At 51.4% G+C, this 20015-nt stretch carries 21 protein-coding genes; 7 read left to right on the top strand and 14 right to left on the bottom strand.

Translation table 11 applies throughout. The features are described from left to right. The first annotated feature begins 6 nt into the window (after window positions 1-6). Entirely contained in the window at window positions 7-1596 is a 1590-nt protein-coding gene (locus tag J9260_RS03050) for a peptide chain release factor 3 (RefSeq protein WP_210219586.1), read from the top strand. A 10-nt stretch (window positions 1597-1606) separates the two neighbouring features. Here J9260_RS03050 and J9260_RS03055 read toward each other — a convergent pair whose 3' ends face one another. Further along, window positions 1607-4756, bottom strand: coding sequence for an SdrD B-like domain-containing protein (locus tag J9260_RS03055; RefSeq protein WP_210219587.1), 3150 nt, complete (start codon window positions 4754-4756; stop codon window positions 1607-1609). Between the two features lie 182 nt (window positions 4757-4938). Between J9260_RS03055 and trxC the strand changes: the two genes are divergently transcribed. Continuing rightward, on the top strand, window positions 4939-5376 hold the full coding sequence (trxC, locus tag J9260_RS03060) for a thioredoxin TrxC (RefSeq protein ID WP_210219588.1): 438 nt from the start codon (window positions 4939-4941) through the stop codon (window positions 5374-5376). 72 nt (window positions 5377-5448) lie between these two features. On the opposite strand, the gene J9260_RS03065 is transcribed toward trxC, so the two are convergent. The 7 genes from J9260_RS03065 to J9260_RS03095 form a co-directional block, all read right to left on the bottom strand. After that, window positions 5449-6687, bottom strand: a complete 1239-nt coding sequence (locus tag J9260_RS03065; RefSeq protein WP_210219589.1) for a cation:proton antiporter — start codon at window positions 6685-6687, stop codon at window positions 5449-5451. Window positions 6688-6778: 91 nt separating this feature from the next. Continuing rightward, window positions 6779-7465: a response regulator gene (locus J9260_RS03070; RefSeq protein ID WP_210219590.1), complete on the bottom strand. Its 687-nt coding sequence runs from the start codon at window positions 7463-7465 to the stop codon at window positions 6779-6781. Beyond that, window positions 7455-8726 (bottom strand): DUF4118 domain-containing protein, encoded by a 1272-nt coding sequence (locus J9260_RS03075; RefSeq protein WP_210219591.1) that lies wholly within the window; start codon window positions 8724-8726, stop codon window positions 7455-7457. Before J9260_RS03075 ends, J9260_RS03070 begins: the two co-directional genes overlap by 11 nt. Before the next feature lie 115 nt (window positions 8727-8841). Next, entirely contained in the window at window positions 8842-10875 is a 2034-nt protein-coding gene (locus tag J9260_RS03080) for a solute symporter family protein (protein WP_210219592.1), read from the bottom strand. An 11-nt stretch (window positions 10876-10886) separates the two neighbouring features. Further along, window positions 10887-11201: a DUF485 domain-containing protein gene (locus tag J9260_RS03085; protein WP_210219593.1), complete on the bottom strand. Its 315-nt coding sequence runs from the start codon at window positions 11199-11201 to the stop codon at window positions 10887-10889. Window positions 11202-11464: 263 nt separating this feature from the next. Beyond that, on the bottom strand, window positions 11465-12919 hold the full coding sequence (locus J9260_RS03090) for an NAD-dependent succinate-semialdehyde dehydrogenase (RefSeq protein ID WP_210219594.1): 1455 nt from the start codon (window positions 12917-12919) through the stop codon (window positions 11465-11467). 44 nt (window positions 12920-12963) lie between these two features. Then, entirely contained in the window at window positions 12964-13728 is a 765-nt protein-coding gene (locus J9260_RS03095) for a sulfite exporter TauE/SafE family protein (RefSeq protein ID WP_210219595.1), read from the bottom strand. Between the two features lie 61 nt (window positions 13729-13789). Here J9260_RS03095 and J9260_RS03100 point away from each other — a divergent pair, with 61 nt between their 5' ends. Continuing rightward, complete coding sequence (locus J9260_RS03100; protein ID WP_425520099.1) at window positions 13790-14155, top strand: metalloregulator ArsR/SmtB family transcription factor; 366 nt, start codon at window positions 13790-13792, stop codon at window positions 14153-14155. Continuing rightward, window positions 14155-15315: a YbfB/YjiJ family MFS transporter gene (locus J9260_RS03105; RefSeq protein ID WP_210219596.1), complete on the top strand. Its 1161-nt coding sequence runs from the start codon at window positions 14155-14157 to the stop codon at window positions 15313-15315. The genes J9260_RS03100 and J9260_RS03105 overlap by 1 nt, the downstream gene beginning before the upstream one ends. Here the strand turns inward: J9260_RS03105 and J9260_RS03110 are convergent. Further along, a complete protein-coding gene (locus J9260_RS03110; RefSeq protein ID WP_210219597.1) occupies window positions 15304-15651 on the bottom strand; it encodes a YkgJ family cysteine cluster protein in 348 nt (115 codons plus the stop codon). The two genes, J9260_RS03105 and J9260_RS03110, sit on opposite strands and share 12 nt — an antisense overlap. 138 nt (window positions 15652-15789) lie before the next feature. Here J9260_RS03110 and rpmB point away from each other — a divergent pair, with 138 nt between their 5' ends. The 3 genes from rpmB to J9260_RS03125 all read left to right on the top strand — a co-directional run bounded on the left by rpmB (window position 15790) and on the right by J9260_RS03125 (window position 16787). Further along, the gene (gene rpmB, locus J9260_RS03115; RefSeq protein WP_210219598.1) at window positions 15790-16026 is read left to right on the top strand and encodes a 50S ribosomal protein L28; all 237 of its coding nucleotides are present in this window, start codon (window positions 15790-15792) and stop codon (window positions 16024-16026) included. Window positions 16027-16046: 20 nt separating this feature from the next. Then, window positions 16047-16217 (top strand): 50S ribosomal protein L33, encoded by a 171-nt coding sequence (gene rpmG, locus J9260_RS03120; RefSeq protein ID WP_210219599.1) that lies wholly within the window; start codon window positions 16047-16049, stop codon window positions 16215-16217. Between the two features lie 81 nt (window positions 16218-16298). Then, a complete protein-coding gene (locus J9260_RS03125; RefSeq protein WP_210219600.1) occupies window positions 16299-16787 on the top strand; it encodes an SRPBCC family protein in 489 nt (162 codons plus the stop codon). Here the strand turns inward: J9260_RS03125 and folK are convergent. The 5 genes from folK to J9260_RS03150 form a co-directional block, all read right to left on the bottom strand. Beyond that, complete coding sequence (gene folK / locus J9260_RS03130) at window positions 16784-17275, bottom strand: 2-amino-4-hydroxy-6-hydroxymethyldihydropteridine diphosphokinase (RefSeq protein WP_210219601.1); 492 nt, start codon at window positions 17273-17275, stop codon at window positions 16784-16786. The genes J9260_RS03125 and folK overlap by 4 nt on opposite strands. Continuing rightward, window positions 17257-17628: a dihydroneopterin aldolase gene (gene folB, locus J9260_RS03135; RefSeq protein ID WP_210219602.1), complete on the bottom strand. Its 372-nt coding sequence runs from the start codon at window positions 17626-17628 to the stop codon at window positions 17257-17259. The genes folK and folB overlap by 19 nt, the downstream gene beginning before the upstream one ends. A 123-nt stretch (window positions 17629-17751) precedes the next feature. Then, window positions 17752-18204 carry a glycine zipper 2TM domain-containing protein gene (locus tag J9260_RS03140; protein ID WP_210219603.1) on the bottom strand — a complete coding sequence of 151 codons (453 nt, stop codon included), beginning with the start codon at window positions 18202-18204 and terminating at the stop codon, window positions 17752-17754. A gap of 71 nt (window positions 18205-18275) precedes the next feature. Further along, complete coding sequence (locus J9260_RS03145) at window positions 18276-18554, bottom strand: glycine zipper 2TM domain-containing protein (RefSeq protein WP_210219604.1); 279 nt, start codon at window positions 18552-18554, stop codon at window positions 18276-18278. 216 nt (window positions 18555-18770) lie between these two features. Next, the gene (locus J9260_RS03150; protein WP_210219605.1) at window positions 18771-19904 is read right to left on the bottom strand and encodes a vWA domain-containing protein; all 1134 of its coding nucleotides are present in this window, start codon (window positions 19902-19904) and stop codon (window positions 18771-18773) included. Window positions 19905-20015: the final 111 nt, after the last annotated feature.

Here is a 20015-nt window from a genome sequence, read left to right on the forward strand (position 1 = left end):
AATACCATGACCGAACTTCAACAAGAAACTGCTCGCCGCCGTACTTTCGCTATCATTTCCCACCCGGATGCGGGCAAAACCACCATGACCGAAAAGGTGTTGTTGTTCGGGGGCGCGATCCAGCTTGCGGGTACGATCAAGGGTCGTAAAGCGGGTCGTCATGCGACTTCGGACTGGATGACGATGGAAAAGGAACGGGGCATTTCCGTGACTTCATCGGTGATGCAGTTTCCCTACAATGGGCGCATTGTTAACCTACTCGATACGCCGGGGCATGAGGATTTCTCGGAAGATACTTACCGGGTATTGACGGCGGTGGACTCTGCGTTGATGGTCATCGACGTGGCAAAAGGGGTTGAGGAACGCACCATTAATTTGATGGAAGTGTGCCGGTTGCGCGATACCCCGATTATGACCTTCATTAATAAGCTTGACCGCGAAGGCAAAGAGCCGATTGAGTTATTGGATGAAGTGGAAACGGTGCTGAAGATTAAATGCGCCCCGATTACCTGGCCTATTGGTATGGGCAAACGCCTCAAAGGGATTTACCACCTCTACGAAGACAAAGTAATCCTCTACAAACCCAGCACCGAACGCCGTCAGGATTACGAAGAAGTCCAAGGCTTAGATAACCCCGAACTCGATACACTACTAGGCACGCAAGCCGACGAGTTACGCGAAGAAATCGAATTGGTGAAAGGCGCAAGCCACGAATTCGACTTGCAAGCTTATCTCGACGGCAAGCTCACTCCGGTGTATTTCGGCACCGCGTTAAACAGTTTCGGTATCCGCGAATTGCTGGATGGTTTCGTGGAAAACGCGCCCGCGCCGCAAGCCCGCCCGACCACTACCCGCAAAGTCGAAGCCGCCGAAGAGCCTTTCACCGGCTTTGTTTTCAAAATCCAAGCGAATATGGATCCGCAACACCGTGACCGCATGGCGTTTATGCGCATCTGTTCCGGCAAGTTTGAAAAGGGCATGAAAGCCAAGCACGTGCGCATCGGTAAAGAAGTGAAAATCCCCGACGCGCTCACCTTTATGGCTTCCGACCGCGAACACGTGCAGGACGCTTACCCCGGCGATATTATCGGCATCCACAATCACGGCAGCATTCGCATCGGCGATACTTTTACCCAAGGCGAAAATCTGCAATTTACCGGGATTCCTAACTTTGCCCCGGAATTATTCCGTCGTGCGCAATTACGTGATCCGCTGAAAATGAAGCAATTGCAAAAAGGTTTGGCGGAATTGTGCGAAGAAGGCGCGACTCAGCTTTTCAAACCGCTCAATAACAATGACCTGATCCTCGGTGCGGTCGGTGTGTTGCAGTTCGATGTAGTGGCGCAACGCCTCAAAGACGAATACAAAGTCGACGCGCTGTTTGAAGGCGTAAACGTGCAAACCGCACGCTGGGTTACGTCCACCAACGAGAAAAAGTTTGAAGAGTTCAAAGCGAAAGCCTCGCAAAACCTCGCTTACGACCATTCGGGGGAACTGGTGTACATCGCGCCGACCCGCATTAACCTGCAAATGGCGCAGGAAAAATGGCCGGATATTAAGTTCCACTCTACTCGTGAGCATGGCGTAGCGGTGTAAACCGCTGACTTCACGGTGCAACCACCTGCGCGGTAATTTGCAATTCCGCGCGTTGCCCTGCGCCTAACCAGCCAACGTTCCACACGCCCGTCGCGGGATCATAATCGCCCGGCGGCGTGGCGGTTTGAAAGCGTAACTCCGGCGGCAAACGGTCTTGCACTTGCACCCCGGATGCTTCATCGGTTCCGGCATTGAGCAGGCTCAAGGTGTATGTGACACTTTCGCCGCGCGTGACGCTGTTTTTATTGGCTTGTTTGCTGAGTTGTAAATCAATTTGGCGCGGTAGGGTTAAGCCGAAATCCCAAGTGTAATCACGTGCGCCCGCCGTTAACGTCAGCATTGCCGTGCTAGTGTTTGCCGCTACATCGCTGTCAGTATTTTTATCACCACTGGCGTGAATAGGTGATGCGACGTAACCCGCAGGCCACTCCGCAAAGCGCAAGTAATAATCGCCCGCCGGAACATTGTCAAAGCCGTAATGCCCGTCCGCATTGGTGCGCGTGCTTGCCACCAGCGTGTGTTGCGTATTGTGTAAGCTAACGCTGACATTAGCGATGCCGGTTTCATCCGGGTCTTGTACACCATCAGCATTGCGGTCAAACCACACTTTGTTGCCCAAACTGGCAGGCTGGCTCAAGCCAATCGCGTAATCCGGGGTAAAACTGCCTGCTGCACCCGTGGTTGCTTCCAATGCGGTATGCTCTGGAAAGCCGCCGAGCGGATTGCCTGCAAGGTAATCGTCGGGTTTATCCAATACCAGTTGATAGCTGTAATGCGTTTTTAATCCCCAAAACATGTAATTGCCGTTGGCATCCGTCAATGTTTCGGCAATGCGTCCCGCGCCGTCGTACACCCGCACACTCACGCCCGCCAACGGTAATTCCGCTGGATCGCGTTGCCCGTTGCCATTGCTATCGAACCACACGTTGCCGCCTAATCCGGCAGTAGTGGCGGTGTCGATCATCATTAAACCGACTTTGGGCGGTTCGCTGGTGAGCAAGGTTTCGGTGGTGTTGCTGCTGGTGTCGAAATAACTCGCGGTGTACGCAAAACTGTTCCAAGCCACGCGCCGATTGGCTGGTGGTTCGGCATCCAGCGTTTGTACCGGAATACTGATTTGCAACTTTTCCCCCGGCGCGAGTCCGTTCAGTGGTCGCCAGCGCAAGCCGATGCGGGTATCGCTGGAGCTGGCATCCAGTGTCCATTCATTAGCGGGAATAGCGGTGGCATGACCGGCGGCTGTGATGCGTTGCAAGTTGAGTTCGCCCGCGATACGTGCATTCCATTCGGATAAACGTTGCGCACCTGTGACCAATGCGCTATCGCCGAGTGCGGGTAATACGTCGACAATATCCACTTGCGTATTGGTGACATTGCCGGTGTTACGAATTTCCAACAGGTAAGTATTCATGCCCAGCGCGGTGGTGTTGCCGACATTAGGGGTGCGGTGATACGCGCTATCCAGCGCACCTTTTACCCATTTCACACTATCGAGCGTGGTTAATTCAGGCACAGTGTAATTCAGATTCGAGGAGCGGCAAGTGTTGCGCCCGGTGTCGCCAGCATCCGCACCATTCACGCAACCCACCAGTGGAAAGTCACCCGTGGCAACGCTGGCGACGTTGGTAAGGCGCGTTCCTACCGCCGTGCCGGGTGAGATTCGCGCACTGAAATACACCGCCAACCCCAAATCTGCTTGCCCGACCACCAAGTGACAGCCGGGAAATGCCCAGCGTAACGCCACACGCCCATCCGCTTGACGGGTATGGCTGAATTGCGGGGTTTTGCACGCCGTTTGTGTGGTGGTAATACGGTTGTTGGGTAATGCCACGCGCCACCAGTTACCGCCTTGCTCAAGCTGATAATCCAAACCAGCGGGTAAAATATCCTCAATAACGGGGTATTGAGTACTCGTGCCGGACAGTTCATCCAAGCCAATCGCGACGCGATATACCCGGTCATTTCCTGCGGGAGCGGGGGCAATGGTGGGTTGCCACAGCGGTGGAGCGTACACAATGGTCGAGCCATCGGGCGAAACCACACCGCCCGTGGGATTGATTTTACTAATGCTCAACAGCGGTTCACCTTGCCCCAAAACCGGAATCGGCGCGGCGCAACTTGTGCCGTGTTGAGATGAAGTGGCGCAGTTGCGAATATCGCCGCCGATGTAAGGGCTATCTACGACCATTGCCAGATTTACGCTTTGCGCGGCGAGATTGGCATTCACCGTCCAGCGTAACCGTTTGATATTGCCGACCAATAACCCGGATGCCAACAATCGGGCGGTACAACCCGTTGCCATTCCGCTGGGTGACTGCAAATTATCGGCACGCCCTGCGGCGACTTCCGCACTCATCCATGTCGCAACCGGCTGATTCAGCGCGGTAAAATCGTCTTCACCGTTATCGCTGCAATCCACGCTCGGATGCCCCACCGCCGTCGCATTGCTGGCAGCAGCGGTGTAAACCTGCATTCCGGGCGGCACATTTTCAGTAACAGTGTAAGCTGTCGCGCTGGTTGGCAGGCTGATGCTCCAGCGTTCCAAACCGCCGGGTTGCACAAGCGCAGCACTTCCGGTTTTAGCAAATCCGGGGCTGGCAGGTGGCGGCGGTGTTGGGCAAGCGTTAGCTATCGCCGCCGGAACTATGAGGTCAGGCGCGTTTGATGTGGTCGAAAACTCACCGGTTGTAGCTGTGGCTTGCAGGGAAATAAGGGCAGGGGGTGCGCTGCTGCCGCACGTTGGAAACTTCACCTGCACCTTGATAATGCCGGTTGAACCAGCGGCTAACCCGTCTGCTGGCACGCCTTGCGGCAAGCTTTCCGACGGCGTGGCTAATTGCCATGCGAGGGTTTTTCCCACGATGCTGGCTTGCGCCACACTGCCGCCTGTGGGGGTATAACCCACTATTTTTAACGGTTCGGGAATCGTGGTGGTGATACGCGGTACGGTGCAATACAACGACGAAATTCCGGCGCACCGATAACGAATGCTGTAAGTAAAGGTTTCCCCCGGCGCAGGGTTGGCATTGCTGATCTGGGTCTCAATGCGTAATTCCGCATCGGCTGCGTGGGCTAACTGAATGAATACACTCAGCAATAACAACAGGCTTCCCAATAGGAAACGCACGGCAAAAGGCAGTAAAGAAAAACGGTAACGCATAAGCAAGCCCGGTCATTTATTGTGACTTGGTATTCACCAGTCACTTATTTGAATGATTTATTACAGGCAATCATAGCATTAAACGCTAATGAAACAAGCGTCTTTAGGGCAAGCGGTGGATTGGATATTCGCGTTCTCGCCCCCATACTGACAAACACGAATAGATTTTTTCAGGAGTGAACATGAGCGATATATTCAATCTGGTCTGCCCCAGTTGCAGCGTTACCAACCGTATTGCAGCAGCGCGTTTAGGCGATAACCCGAAGTGCGGCAAATGCCATAGCCCGCTGTTCAACGGGCATCCCACCGAGTTAAACCCGGAAACCTTTGCCAAACACATTGTCCGCAATGACATTCCGGTGCTGGTAGATTTCTGGGCTCCTTGGTGTGGGCCATGCCGTCAGATGGCTCCGGCCTTTGCGCAAGCTGCCGCACAACTGGAACCGCAAGTGCGTTTCGCCAAAGTCGACACCGAAGCGCATCAAACGATTGGGGCGCAATACAACATTCGTAGCATTCCAACGATGGCGATGTTCCGTGGTGGTAAAGAAATTGGGCGCGTATCGGGTGCGATGAGCGCGGCAGATATTGTGCGCTGGGTGAAAAGCCAGTTGTTATGAAGGGCAGCCCGTACCATCCATGCACGAGTGCAGGATGGCGTTTATCACGGCTGTGATGCTGGCGACATTCCGTTAAACCGTTTCCAGCATTCCCAACTTCTTCGCAACCCACTTAGTGGTCGTGGCTTGAATCAGAATGGTCATGAGAATGGCGATGAAAGTAACGGAGGCGACGACATCGGCTCCGGGTGCTTTCATCCCAACCAGCATACCCGCTAATGCCCCCGGAATAACGCCGGTTTCGCGTGTCCAGCACATGAATAACAACTCATTGCGCGTCCAATTGGCTTTTGGGTCAAGCGCGGCACACGCAAATACGGTCAGTGGACGACCAATAAACATAAAGATAAGCACCACTATCACGCCGCCGATCAGGTATTCATTCATTAAGGCGAAATTGACTTGTGAACCCAGCAAAATAAAGATGAACATGCGCATGATCAATGCAGTAGTCATGATGTAATCTTCCATGCGCTCTGCTTCGCGCTCCTGCATTTCAAAGCCGAACATGTCCTTATTGCCCAAAATAATTCCAAACGTAAATACCGCCATGAAGCCTGATGCGTGAGCACCATCTGCACCCATATACGCACCAATAACAGCCATTAACGTTACCAGTGGCGCGTATTCCAGCAGGAAGCTGAATTTTTCGTGGGCAATTAATACCGCTGCCAAATACCCTAAAATACCACCAACAAAGATGCCCAAACACGCCTGCCAGAGCAATTCACCCATGGAGCCAAACAGGGAAAACTCGGCGTGACCAGCAGCAATGCCTAACACCGTAAACGTTGCAATCGCGCCCATCGCATCGTTGAAGGCGGATTCACTCATTACCGCTTGTGCGACGCGCTCACGGATTTTAACTTGCTGAAAGACTGGTACGAGAGTCGCGGGGTCAGTTGAAGCGATGGTAGCCCCCAGCAGCAAGGCAATAATAAACGGTATCCCCAATATCCAGTAAGCTACTACGCCCGTGACAAACATCGAAATCAAGACCCCCAAGGTTGAGAGAATCACGACCGTAAGCCACACTTCTTTCAACACTTTCAACTTGAGGGATGCCCCGCCATCGAACAGGATGTAGCACGAGCCAAAGATCAAAATAAGCTGATTAGCGATTGAGTTGGCTTTGATGTCGATCACGCCCATGACCTCCGGCCCTAACACCATGCCTGCTAATAAAAAGATAGCTACGTCAGGCGTTTTTAACTTTTTGGCAGTGATTCCCAAGAATGAGCCAATGGCGAGAATCAGGCCAAATGTCAACAATGCTTGTTTGGCAATTTCAATAGATGCTGATGATTCCATAACTTACAATTGTGCGCTGCAATAATAAAAGCAGGATTGTAGGACAATCGTATGTAAACAGGTTGTAAAAAATTTGATAATTCGCAAATTTTCACAGGGTGAAACGGTAGCCAATACCTGTCTCGGTTAACAGGTGACGCGGCTGGGCTGGGTTCACCTCTAACTTTTGCCGCAAACGACCAATGTAAATGCGCAAGTAATGACCATCTTCAGAATGCCCCGCGCCCCACACTTCCCGCAGTAATTGCCGCTGTGTCAACACCTTATCGGGTTGGGCGAGTAGAACTGTTAATAAATGGTATTCACGCGGGGTGAGGTGCACCATTTCCTCATTGCGGGTGATGTAACGCCGCGAGCGATCCACCATGATTTCACCAAACTGAATCACGGCATTATCATTGATCGGTCGGCTATCCTTGCGTCGCCTGAGCACCCGTAAGCGTGCCAATAATTCGGCGATGCCAAACGGTTTGGCGAGGTAGTCATCGGCTCCAGCATCCAAGGCAGAGACTTTATCGGTTTCTCCATTGCGGGCGGATAACACCAAAATCGGGGTGTCTGACCAAGTACGGAATGTGAGAATAAAGTCGATACCATCAGCGTCCGGTAGCCCCAAATCCAAAATAATTAAACCGGGTTTTACATCCCCCGACATCGCTAAGCCGCTGGCTACCGTTGTTGCTTCAAAGACTTTACAGCCTTCAGACTCCAGTGCAGGACGCAGGAATTGGCGAATGCGAAGCTCGTCTTCAACGATCAAAATTGTATTATTGTCCATAATCGGGGAATTCCTCTTCAGGGTCGTTTTCTAACACTGGGGGGATGCCTAGGGGCAGGGTAAAGCGAATACACGCACCGCCGCTGGCGTGTTGCTCTAAGTGCAAGTTACCTTGATGCGCTTTAATAATCGCTTCACAAATCACCAATCCCAAACCTGTAGTGGGAGGTCGTGCCTCCGCCGCGAGTAGCATTTGGGGCGGAAAGCCCGCACCGTGATCGGCAATGCAAATCTCGGCATGATCCTCAACAATGCGGGCATGGATGCTGATCAAAGTATTAGTGGGTGTATGTTTAGCTGCATTTTCCAATAAATTACCGACGACTCTTTCGATCAGAACCGCGTCAAATAGCAGTAATGGAAAGTTAGCGGGAATGTTTATTTGCACCCGTTCGGGCGGCAATAAAGAGTTCAGTAAGCGTAAAGCAGAACCAACCACTTCAAGCATGGAATGCCATTCGGTGCGTAAGCTGAGTTTACCGGCAGATAAACGCGCCAGATCCAGCAAATTCGTCACCATATCCGCTAAATGCACGGATTGTTCATGAACCGCCTCCAACATTTCTTGCTGAACAGGTTGAGAAAGTTGCTTACCACCGGCTTTCAGTGTTTCCGTTAGGCCGACCAAGGCAGTTAAGGGTGTGCGTAAGTCATGAGAAAGGGATGAGAGAATAGAGGCGCGTAAGCGTTCTGACTCTACTTGCAGACGGTTTACTTGCGCTATATCGGCATAATGCAGACGTTCACGTGCAATTTCCAACAGGGATTCCGTTACCGGATTGTGTGGATAATGTTCCGCAATCGTTTCCACTTGGGGTTTGTCGACTGCACCCGCCAGTTCCCGTGCCATGCGGTACAACGAGTTGGTTAATTCTTCACTGAGATGCAACGCCTGATTTTTTGCCAATAAGGTTGCCGTTATTTGTCCCGTCAGTAGGGCAATCAACAGCATTACAATCAAGGTGACAATGTGTTCCACACTGGTGGTTAATAACGCAAACTGTGGCGGCACGAAGAAAAAATCGAACAAGAGTACTGACGCGAGTGCTGCGACCAAAGAAGGGCCTTGCCCCAGCCATAACGCACACAGAAATACTTCCAGCAAAAACAACATAATGATATTGGCAATGTCCAGCACATTGACCAAGGGGTAAGACACCACGCTAACTAATATCGCCAGCAGGATAGCTAATACATAAGATTCAATCCCGTAAGGATTGTCCAGATTTAACCGGGAAAACCACAGGCTGTCGTTGGACATGGCTTGTTTCTCGTGACACTCAATCAAATCGGGCACTATTACCTGCGATAGTATTGCAGGCAAGAAAAACCCCCGTACAGGACGGGGGTTTTTCACTTAAGGTAACAACCTCGGCTTAGTGTGCTTGCGCACCTTCAGCGTTGATACCAGTATTTTGACGGACGTACAGCTCGTCCCACATCTCTTCAGCACGACGCTCACGCGTGAACAGTGAAACCAGAATGGTAACTAAGAAGCCCAATGGAATGGAAATCAACCCAGGGTTTTTCAACAAGAACCACGGTTTTTCCAGCCCTGCCATACTAGTGGTTTGACCTTCAAACGTTTTAAGATCTGTTTCTGCTGCTTTGATAGCTTTTTCCAGTCCAGCAATTTCTTTAGATTTTGCTGTTTTAGCCGCTTCATCGGTCAGCGTTGCCAGCTCTGCTTGCGCTTTTGCTAACTTTTCAACTGCTCCCGGTTTAGCTGGCTTTTCTGGTGCTGCTTTCACTGCCTTTTTGCAGTCCGCATCAGCAAACAATTCGCACATGAAACCACCTACCGCAGGAGATGCTTCTACCGCTGGTTTAGCCGGTTCACCTTGCAGGACTTTGTTCGCATCAGCAATTTTAGCCAATGGATAAGTCATGTTTGGTGACAGCATTACCAATAGAATCGCAGTACTCGCGCCAATCAACATCCCGGAAACGATGCCGTAAGTATTGGTTTTCTTCCAATACAGTGTCAGGAATACCGCAGGCAAGTTAGAGGACGCAGCTACCGCGAATGCCAATGCTACCAAGTGGGCAACGTTTTGACCTTTAGCAGCAATACCAACGTAAATCGCTAATGCACCAACGATAACGGTAGAAATACGTGCGGCTGTTACTTGCTCTTTAGCTGTAGCGTGATCGCCACGAACAACACCAACATACAAGTCGTGAGACATTGCAGAGGCTGCTGCCAGTACCAAGCCTGCGACAACCGCAACGATTGTTGCAAACGCAACCGCAGCAACGAACGCGAGGAACAAGTTACCTAACATGGAATCAGCACCGCCGCCCACAAACTGTGCCAACAAAGGTGCAGCCATATTGCCACCTTTATCTAAGCCTGCAATCGCGGCAGGTGTGACGTGCATCGCAGCACCCATGCCTAAGAACAGTGTCAGAACGTAGAAGCCACCGATGATAGCCATTGCCCAGATAACGGAAACCCGTGCATCTTTAGCAGTTGGTACAGTGAAGAAGCGCATCAGGATGTGTGGCATACCCGCAGTACCCAGAACTAACGCCATGCCCAAAGAAATTTGGTCAATAGGGCTTTTCAGGAACAGGCCGGGTTCAAGGAAACGTTGACCCAACTCTTGTGGCGACATAGTAGACGCAGCATCACCCACCAGTTTGGCAACTTGCTTTTGGATATCCGGGTTGTCAACGACAGCTTGCAGGAAGCCAGGTAAGGAGAAACCGTATTGACCCCAAGTAAACATAACCAACAAGATGGAAGCAGTGACCAACAAGATTGCCTTGATGATTTGTACCCATGTTGTTGCTTTCATGCCGCCGAATACCACGTAAGTCAGCATCAGGATGCCTACTGCGATAACGGATACTTCGTAATCAATACCGATTAATGTTTTAACTAAGATACCGCCACCGACCATTTGCGCGGTCAGGTAGAACGTGGAAACTGTAACGGTAGAAATAGCCGCAATGGTTTTGACTGCTTTGGGGTTGTTACGGAAGGCAAGGATGTCGCCCAACGTGTACTTACCGATATTACGGCAGGGTTCGGCAATTACCAGCAGCACGGTAATGTATGCAACCAACCAGCCTACGGAGTACATGAAACCATCATAACCGTATAGAGAGATTAGACCGGCAATACCTAAGAAGGAAGCTGCTGACAGGTAGTCACCTGCAATCGCCCAACCGTTTTGCAAACCAGTCACCGAACGACCTGCTGCATAGAAGTCAGCCGCTGATGAGGTTTGTTTGGCTGCACGATAAGTCACGTACATGGTCAGGCCGATGATCAAACCAAAGACCAAGAAAGTCAGCCATTTGAATTTATCAGCAACTGCGCCACCGTCAGCGGCAAACGCTGTTTGGCTTGCTAACAGCACGACTAGCAGGGCTATCGCGCCACTCCAGAAAGTTTTCTTCATGTGTCCCTTCCTTATTTGATCAAATTCGAGTCACGAACAATTTCCGCTGCCATTTCGTCAAAATCACGATTGGCGCGACGGGTATAGATAAAGGCAATGCTCCAAGCTACAACGAACTCAGATAATGCAAATAAAATACCGACGTTTACCGGCCCCCAAACTTTGATTTTGAACAACTCAGGGTAGTAGCCTGCGCCAATAGGTAACAGGAAATAGTAGATGACTGAAAAGATCATCAGACTCCACAAGAAGGTGGTTTTCTTCTTATGTAATGTCTGAAAACGCGGATCGTTGTCGATCGCGGCCCAGTTGATGTTTGATGCCATAGATTATGACTCCTCCGTTTATTGACAATAACTCACTGAAAACACATCGCACCGTGGTGTTCGTAATTGAGCGAAATTAACGCGCAACATGACGGGATTTTTGAAATTGTCGACAATTTAATGCTGAGCAGACGTGCATTCGCTATTTAATCAACAAATCCCCCTCTCACGAATGCAATTTGTTGATAATCCCAATCATGTCATTAGGTGTGTAAAAAAGGTGTAAACAAGGCAGGGCAGCGATGGCAAAAATTTGTAGAGGGCTACAACCCACCCATATTGATGTATTTCATTTCCAGGTATTCATCAATCCCGTATTTAGAGCCTTCGCGCCCCAAACCGGAGTTTTTCACGCCGCCGAAAGGTGCAACTTCGGTTGAAATGACCCCGCTATTGACCCCGACCATGCCGTATTCCAACGCCTCAGAGACACGCCAAACGCGCCCGATGTCACGTGCGTAAAAATACGCTGCCAAGCCGTATTCGGTGTCATTAGCCATCTGAATGGCTTCGGCTTCGGTATCAAATTTAAACAAAGGAGCAACCGGGCCGAAGATCTCCTCATGTGCCACCCGCATGGTGGGCAACACTCCGGTCAACACGGTTGGCGCGTAAAACGTTCCCCCCAACGGATGGCGATAGCCACCGCCGACGATTTTCGCGCCGCCTTGCACCGCATCCGCGACTAACGCTTCCACTTTGCAAACTGCGGCTTCATTGATCAATGGCCCTTGGGTTATGCCTGCTTCCGCGCCATTGCCCACAGTCAGCTCTCCAACCGCTTGTGCCAGTTTTGCGGCGAAGCTGTCGTAAATACCAGCCTGCACTAAAAAGCGATTAGCGCACACACAAGTTTGCCCGGCGTTACGGTATTTGGAAGCCACTGCACCCGCCACCGCCGCATCCACGTCGGCATCGTCAAACACAATGAACGGCGCGTTACCGCCTAATTCCAAGGAAAGCTTTTTGAGGGTGGGGGCGCATTGTTGCATCAGTAATCGCCCGACAGCAGTGGAACCTGTGAAGCTGAGTTTGCGCACCTTGGGGTTGCTGGTGAGTTCCGCGCCAATCACACGCGGGTCGCCTGTTATCACGCTAAAAATACCGGCGGGCACGCCTGCTTCTTCTGCCAACACTGCCAAAGCCAGCGCGGATAACGGTGTGTCTTCCGCCGGTTTTAACACGATAGCGCACCCGGCAGCTAAGGCTGGAGCTACTTTGCGGGTGATCATTGCCGCCGGAAAATTCCAAGGGGTAATTGCCGCGCACACTCCCACGGGTTCTTTCACTACGATGACGCGGCTGTTGGGAAACGGCGAAGGAATCACGTCGCCGTAAGTGCGCTTACCTTCTTCCGCAAACCATTGGATAAATGCCGCCGCGTAAGCAATTTCACCACGGGCTTCCGCCAGCGGTTTGCCTTGTTCGGCGGTCATAATGTGCGCGAGATCTTCTTGATGCTGCAACAGCAAGCCATGCCAAGTGTGTAAGACACTGGCACGTTGTGCTGCGGTGCGTTGCCGCCAAGCGCGTTGTGCCAGCGTTGCGCCGTCAATGGCTGCACGAGTTTGAGCTGCGCTGCATTGCGGCACGGTGGTTAAGCGTGCACCTGTGGCAGGGTTCGTCACCGCCAACACCGCGCCGGAATCCGCGTCCACCCATTCACCATTGATATAGCATTGCGAGCGCAGTAACGCGGGGTAGGTAATAGGCAACATAAACAAAGCCTCAGATAGCCAAAAAAGGGAGTCACACTGACAAATTATAAAGCCTTGTAAACCAAAACCGCGCCCGAAATCACCGCCGACACCAAAAACACCTGTTTAAGGAAGCGATTTCCCTGCTTAATACCCAACGCAGCCCCAAGGTAAGAGCCGGTCACAGCCCCGAACACCAACCCCGGCGCGATTTCCCAGTGAATATGCCCTAAGCTCAGGTGCGCAATCGCGCCAATCGCATTCCATACCAAACCGTTAGCCGCCAAGGTCATCGCTGTGGCGTGAAGCTGGTCAAAACGCAGCAAATACAGGTAAATCATGGTGGTAAATACCCCACTTGCCACCGAAATCCACCCCGAATAAAACGCAATCGGTATGAGTAACAAGCTGCCAATAATAACTTGGCGTTTCCCCATCGTTGGGGTGTGTTGTAAGCCGCTGGATTTTTTCAACCAAGACACCGCAGCCATTAGCAAAATAAAGCAGCCTGCCAGCAATAGCATGAGATTTTGGTCAAGCGCACTGGCGAACAGCGTTCCAGCCACCACGAATGGTGCGCCCAGTAAGGCATTCCACCAAAAAATCCGCCAGTCAATCAGCCCTTCACGTGCATAACGCAAGGTGCTGCCAATGCCAATAAATCCCACCGCCAGCTTGTGCGAAGCCAGTGCGTTGATGAACGGTAAACCGCTAATAATCAGAATCGGCAACAGGATTAACCCTGCTCCACCACCCGCTAATGCGGAAAAAAAGCACGCGACAAAACTGGCAAGTGCACTGACTGCGATCATACTGATTGAAATGTCCAAGCGGGTTTCCTTATGTCTGCTACCGGGATGGTTTATTGTATACTCGGCGACATTGTTTTGAATGAGTGCAACCACCATGCCATTGGAAATTTTCACCAAAGCCCTTGCGGATTTAACCCGCCTGCGCATTCTTTTATTGCTCGTGGGCAAACCGGAATTGTGCGTGTGTGAACTCACCCAAGCGTTAGCTTTGGCACAACCGAAGATTTCCCGCCACCTTGCGATTTTGCGCGAAAGCGGTTTACTGCTCGACCGTAAAGCAGGACTGTGGGTGTATTACCGTTTGCACCCTGAGTTACCCGCGTGGGTGACGCAAACCCTGACCCAATGGCAAGTGGTCAATGTCAGCAGCGAACCTTACCAGCAAGATCAATTGCGCCTGTCACAATCACAACGCCAAAATCCGGCGTGCGAGGTCTGCGATTAATGACAACCAACTCTGTGCAAACCAGCAAAGTGTTGTTGGCAGGTATTTGCAGCCTGATTCTGACCGTGGGTTTGGCGCGGTTTGCGTATACCCCGTTATTGCCGGTGATGCGGGTGGAAACTTGGCTAACCGAAGTCGCTGGTGGTTGGTTGGCTACCTTTAATTATATGGGTTACATGAGCGGTGCTTTGTTAGCCGCGTCCATCAGTAGTTTGCACTTGAAATACCAACTTTATCGCGCCGGTTTGGTAGTGGCGGTGCTGAGTGTGGTGGGTATGGGTTTAACCGACAATATGTGGCTGTGGTCAATCCTGCGCTACTTGGCGGGGTTAACCAGTGCGGCGGGGTTATTGATTGGTTCGGGATTAATGCTGAATTGGTTAATGCGTAACGGGCATCGCCCTGAGCTGGGTATTCACTTCGGCGGTTTAGGTGGCGGTATTTTGGTATCGGGCTTGGTATCGGTGGCAATGTTGGCGGCGGGGCTGGATTGGGCGCAACAATGGTGGACGTTGGGTTTATTGGGAACGCTGCTGTTTATTCCTGCATGGTTATGGCTGCCAGAACCCGCACCGAGTCATGCGCAAGCGGCGGTCACGCAAGCCCCGCCGTCGCGCCGTTGGTTGCTGTTAATGATTGCGATGTATTTCTGTGCGGGTGTCGGGTTTGTGGTGAGTGCGACATTTACCGTGGCAATGGCGGAAAAAATCCCCAGTTTACAAGGTTTAGGCAGTTGGGTATGGGTTTTGGTCGGGGTTGCGGCGACTCCGGCATGTTTCGTGTGGGATCGGGTATCGCGCCGCATCGGTGATTTAAGCGCATTGCAATGGGCGTTTGCGGGGCAAATTATCGCGATTGTGTTACCCGCAATCTCGGATCACCCGCTGATAGCGATGAGCAGTGCAGCGTTATACGGCGCAACTTTTATTGGCATTGTGAGTTTAACCCTCACCGTCATTGGGCGTTTATACCCGGCTAATCCCGCCAAAGCGATGGCGCGTCTGACCTTAAGTTATGGTGTGGCGCAAATAATTGCTCCGGCAATCACCGGTTATATCGCGGAAGCTACCGGCAGTTACCAAGGCGGACTGTTAATGGCAGCAGGTTTTATGTTGCTGGGCATGGTGCTGCTGTGGCAAATCCGTGTTTTAAAAGTGTAATGACTCAGGTGTGAGTGGTGCGAGGCCGTAATTTGCCCGTGCACGGTCACAGGTAGGGTTGTGAATGCCGTTTTCCCACGAAGCGGTGAATTCCTGGCAAGTGGACGAGCGTAGCGGGTAAATCGTGCAACTGACGTGTTCACCGACCGTGCCTTGTAACGCAATGCAGTGCGGACGTGCCTGATCCGTGCCTAGCATCGCAACGTGGTGTGGGGCAATCGCTTGGGTGAGGTGAGCAGGCACGTAACCATCGGGGGCGGCATCGGTTTCCCCCCAATAAAACGAAACGCGGAAGCTGGCGCAACACGCGCCGCATTCAATACAAGGGTTTGCCATGACGGAGTATGTGTCCTAAATCGCGTTAGTGTTGGTTGATAATGTAAAAAAAAACCTGCTTTGGTTGCGTGAGGGGAGGTGTTCTGGTAGTCTTACGCGCCTTTAGTATATCAAGAATCGCAGATTTGGAGAATCCAGATGTCTCGTGTATGCCAAGTAACAGGTAAGCGTCCGATCACAGGCAATAATGTGTCGCACGCTAACAACAAAACCAAACGTCGTTTCCTGCCTAACCTGCACGCGAAACGTTTCTGGCTGGAAAGTGAAGGACGCTGGGTTCGTCTGCGTGTTTCCACCAAAGGGATGCGTATTATCGACAAAAACGGTATTGAGTCCGTTTTAGCTGATATGCGTGCTCGTGGCGAAAAAGTTTAATTTAACGGGAGTATCAGACAATGGCTAAGAAAGGCGGTCGCGATAAGATCAAGCTGGTTTCTTCCGCAGGGACTGGTTATTACTACACCACAACCAAGAATAAGCGTACAACACCGGACAAGCTGGCATTCAGCAAGTACGATCCGGTTGTCCGTAAACATGTTCTGTTTAAGGAAGCTAAAATCAAGTAACTACTTGATTAGTTTACCGCGATTCTTCACGAAGCCCGGCTGCAAAAAGTCCGGGCTTTTTGCGTTTAAGGAAGATTTGTCATGCTAGGAATGCTATTGGGTGCGCTGGTATTGGTATTATTACTGGTGTTATTAGTGGGGATGTTGTTGCCTGCCCGCGAACAAGTAACCCGTGTGGAATTGTTTAAAGCACCGGTCGCCGAAGTCTGGGAAGCATTAAACAACTTGCCCGGTCAGGCGCAGTGGCGCACTGGTTTGAAAAGTGTGCAAACGCTGGACGATGACGAGGGTTTACGCTGGGTCGAACAGCCGTTACAAGGTACTGCGGTGGTATTGCGCAAAACCAAGGAAATCCCGTTACAGGAATTGATCTTGGAATTACAGCAACGCGGCATACACGCAACCCGTCAAGCTCGTTTGAATAATGTGCCGGGTGGCACACGTGTCACGTTTACGCAAACCTTACAAATTACCATGCCGATACGCCGTTTACTGAACCGCTTTCACGGTGGGGTGGATAACCGTTTGGATGGTTTTATCCGTCAGTTGCGAGTTAAATTTTCCGCCTAATGACCGCAATTCAGCGTGAAAGGATGCAGGCTATCTCTTGATAAGCCGGTAGTGCTTATTAAGGTTTGCAGCGAACAGCGCAATGCAGGGTGGATGAGTTCCGGGTCAAGCTCCAGTAGCGGAAATAAGACGAACGGGTAACGCAAAATATCGCTGTGTGGCAGGTTTTGTTCGGGTTGCTGATTTAGGTCGTCATACAACAATAAATCAACGTCCAAGGTGCGTGGGCTGTATTTCTCACCGTTGCGCACCCGCCCGTGTGCATCTTCGAGCGTGCGTAAATACGTTTGTAAGGCTTCCGGGGTGTACGAAGTCGTACAGCGCACTACCAGATTCAGAAACGCCTCCCCGTTGAATCCGACCGCAGCGGTTTCATAGACCGTGGAACAAACCACCGCCGTAAAATCTTGACGCAACCGTTGCAAACAGGAGCATAGATTGTGCTCCCGCTGTTGATTGCTGCCAAGGCTTAAATAGACGGTTGCCATGCACGATTGCCCCGTTCAATACGCACCCCGACTTCACTGGAGCCGTGTACCGCGCCGGGTTTACCGACCGTGACCTGAATCCACGGAATCTGTAATTCCTGCATCAGGGTGCTGGCAATGGTTTCTGCTAAACGTTCCACTAATTCGTAATGGTCAGCGTCCACCAAGGCTTTGACACGTTTGGCGGCAGTTTTGTAATTCAGGGTGTCTTTGATGTTGTCACTGTTAGCGGGCGGGCGGTTATCCCATGCCATTTCCAGATCGACGCGGATTTTTTGGAAGATGCGTTTTTCCCATTCGTAAATGCCAATGCGGGCATCTAGTTTGAGGTCACGCACGTAGACTATATCCATACATAACTCGTTTTGTTGTGCTGCGAGGGTAGGCGTGGAATTGTACTACGTATAAGGCAATACCCCAACTTTGAGCTTTTAGCAGCAAAGTTGGGGTAATTGTTTATGCCACAGAACGGGGTATTAGTTAACTGTTACCCATTGACCGTTAGGCTGGCGGCAAGCACGCATTTGAATGTTTTCCTGACGACCATCAATGTAACCTGTCACGTTAACCGGGCGGCACACTTGGTTAGTATTTGTACGGTAGGTCTGGCCTGGTGTTGCATTGTAACGGTAGCCTGTGTCTGGATTTTGCCAGCTCACTGGAGCACCGCTGGAAACCGCTTGACCCAAGCGTTGACGGTCGTACTGGCTGCCCATTTGCGAACCCAGATAACCACCTAACAGTGCACCTGCAACGGTTGCGAGGTCGTTACCATCGCCTTTGCCGAATTGATGACCAACAACGCCACCTAAAACGGAACCGGCAATGGCTCCCGTGGTTGCGTTATCCATAGGAGCACCAACGCAGCCAGTCAAAGCAGTAGTGGCGAGGGTTGCGATAGCGGCGATACGTATAATGGTACGTTTCATAAAAAACTCCTTTTTCGTGGGGGGGGCCACTGCAGTTCTATGCCAGAAAAGCAGTGGCTAAAAAGTGCGGATTAGTAAGGGCGGTTATTATAGTAAGGCTGTGGTTGTTGATACGCGCGGTCTTGTGTCGCGCCCATTTGACCACCAATCATACCGCCTGCAACAGCACCAACAACGGTTGCTGCCGTTTTGCCATCTTCACCGCCACCAAATTGATGACCAACAACGCCGCCCAACACGGAACCAGCAATTGCGCCAGTTTGTGCATTATTCATGGGTGCGCCGCCGCAGCCAACTAACAGGGTAGAAGCCAACGTGATGGCAGTCAGTGAGAGGATTACAGTTTTCATTGAAATAGCTCCTTAAAACAAGCTGTGTTTATATATTTTGGCAATTGCCAGTTCTTTATAGCTGGTGTTTGATTAGACCAAGGAGTTGTGCAGTGGTTCGCTAAAGTCATCGTTATTTTTCATCTTTAACCAGTGCCCCGCATATTCCCACCACCATTCTCTATCAATTACGAGTTGAGTGCCAGTGGAAATATTGCCCGATCCGACCGGCTTCGCTTAGGGTTGGGGCTGGAAAGTAAACGTGTGGCGGGTTTCTTTATCCGCAGTAATCGTGAGTTCAGCTTGTTGCACTTGTTCGTTAATCGTGGCTTTGAGTTTGTAGGTTCCTACTGGGAGTTTTTCGGTCACTTGATTTTTGAGCAAGGCACTGGCGTAGTAACCGTTGGTATCGTTATACAAGCTGAAATTGGCATCCACTGGTTTTTGTTGCGTATCAACGGCATTAAACGTTAGGACACCCAACGCGCCCAAATCGAAGCGGTGCGTCACGGTTTTTCCGGCAGTCACTTCCAACGTCTGGGTTTTCTTGATTTCACCCCAGAGTGCGTCAATGCGGTAAGTGCCGGGTTGTAACGGGCGTGATACGGTGGTTTTGCTGGTGAACGTGACCAAGTGTTGCCCTGCTGCATCGTAAATCAGGAAGTTTGCGGGTAAGTTTTCCGGGTCGTTACTGCCACCGATACTGAGTTCCAGTGTGCCGGGATCCTTGCTGATGGTGGAATCGGCGGCGGTGGGTGGAGTCGGTGTACTGGTTCCGGTTGATTGGGTGAGCTTGCTTAAGCCGTTACTGATGGCGGTTTTATCAGTAGCAAGGGTGAAGCTACCACCGCTGCGTTCGGCAATGCAGCGCAACGGCGAGTCGGCGGCATCGCTAAAGCCCATGACATGAATGCGTAAGTCGGGGTTTTTGCTTTTAAGTTCTTGGGTTGTGGCGCAAGGGTCGTTATCGCAGCTTTCAGTACCGTCACTGATGAGTAAAATCGTATTTCCTTGCGTCGCAGCTTGGCGTAACGCGCCGCTGATCGGGGAGCCACCGTGCGGCATAATCTCACGTGCTTGTTTGAGCAAGGCAGACGGGGTGCTGTCACCGGGTTTGGCAATGGTATTAATGTCTTGGCAGTCGCGTTTGTGGCGGTTGCCGTAACTGATTAGGCCAATGCTGGCAGTATCGGGTTGCGCGGTCAGTAACTGGCTTAAAGCGTCGCGTGCGAACACGATTTTATGCGTGTCGTTAATTTTGGCCCACATGCTGTTGGAGGCATCCAGCACAATAATCAGGTCGTCCGCCGCGTTGGCAGCAGCCGGTAGGGCGAGGATGGTGGTCAATAATAAAGTGGTCAGGCGTTTCATGCGTATTAACTTCAGTTCCGGTTCAAAGTACTGGATAAATCTTAGCACTGTGTCAAGCAAACGGTGTTTTTTTCCGACCGTTTGGAGGGAAACTGCTTGCGTCTTTGTATT

Source organism: Thiothrix unzii (assembly GCF_017901175.1).
GTDB lineage: Bacteria > Pseudomonadota > Gammaproteobacteria > Thiotrichales > Thiotrichaceae > Thiothrix > Thiothrix unzii.

Coding starts and splice junctions, on each gene's coding strand:
- J9260_RS03050 (WP_210219586.1), top strand. CDS start 7: ATGACCGAACTTCAACAAGAAACTGCTCGCCGCCGTACTTTCGCTATC.
- J9260_RS03055 (WP_210219587.1), bottom strand. CDS start 4,756: ATGCGTTACCGTTTTTCTTTACTGCCTTTTGCCGTGCGTTTCCTATTG.
- trxC (WP_210219588.1), top strand. CDS start 4,939: ATGAGCGATATATTCAATCTGGTCTGCCCCAGTTGCAGCGTTACCAAC.
- J9260_RS03065 (WP_210219589.1), bottom strand. CDS start 6,687: ATGGAATCATCAGCATCTATTGAAATTGCCAAACAAGCATTGTTGACA.
- J9260_RS03070 (WP_210219590.1), bottom strand. CDS start 7,465: ATGGACAATAATACAATTTTGATCGTTGAAGACGAGCTTCGCATTCGC.
- J9260_RS03075 (WP_210219591.1), bottom strand. CDS start 8,726: ATGTCCAACGACAGCCTGTGGTTTTCCCGGTTAAATCTGGACAATCCT.
- J9260_RS03080 (WP_210219592.1), bottom strand. CDS start 10,875: ATGAAGAAAACTTTCTGGAGTGGCGCGATAGCCCTGCTAGTCGTGCTG.
- J9260_RS03085 (WP_210219593.1), bottom strand. CDS start 11,201: ATGGCATCAAACATCAACTGGGCCGCGATCGACAACGATCCGCGTTTT.
- J9260_RS03090 (WP_210219594.1), bottom strand. CDS start 12,919: ATGTTGCCTATTACCTACCCCGCGTTACTGCGCTCGCAATGCTATATC.
- J9260_RS03100 (WP_425520099.1), top strand. CDS start 13,790: ATGAGTGCAACCACCATGCCATTGGAAATTTTCACCAAAGCCCTTGCG.
- J9260_RS03105 (WP_210219596.1), top strand. CDS start 14,155: ATGACAACCAACTCTGTGCAAACCAGCAAAGTGTTGTTGGCAGGTATT.
- J9260_RS03110 (WP_210219597.1), bottom strand. CDS start 15,651: ATGGCAAACCCTTGTATTGAATGCGGCGCGTGTTGCGCCAGCTTCCGC.
- rpmB (WP_210219598.1), top strand. CDS start 15,790: ATGTCTCGTGTATGCCAAGTAACAGGTAAGCGTCCGATCACAGGCAAT.
- rpmG (WP_210219599.1), top strand. CDS start 16,047: ATGGCTAAGAAAGGCGGTCGCGATAAGATCAAGCTGGTTTCTTCCGCA.
- J9260_RS03125 (WP_210219600.1), top strand. CDS start 16,299: ATGCTAGGAATGCTATTGGGTGCGCTGGTATTGGTATTATTACTGGTG.
- folK (WP_210219601.1), bottom strand. CDS start 17,275: ATGGCAACCGTCTATTTAAGCCTTGGCAGCAATCAACAGCGGGAGCAC.
- folB (WP_210219602.1), bottom strand. CDS start 17,628: ATGGATATAGTCTACGTGCGTGACCTCAAACTAGATGCCCGCATTGGC.
- J9260_RS03140 (WP_210219603.1), bottom strand. CDS start 18,204: ATGAAACGTACCATTATACGTATCGCCGCTATCGCAACCCTCGCCACT.
- J9260_RS03145 (WP_210219604.1), bottom strand. CDS start 18,554: ATGAAAACTGTAATCCTCTCACTGACTGCCATCACGTTGGCTTCTACC.
- J9260_RS03150 (WP_210219605.1), bottom strand. CDS start 19,904: ATGAAACGCCTGACCACTTTATTATTGACCACCATCCTCGCCCTACCG.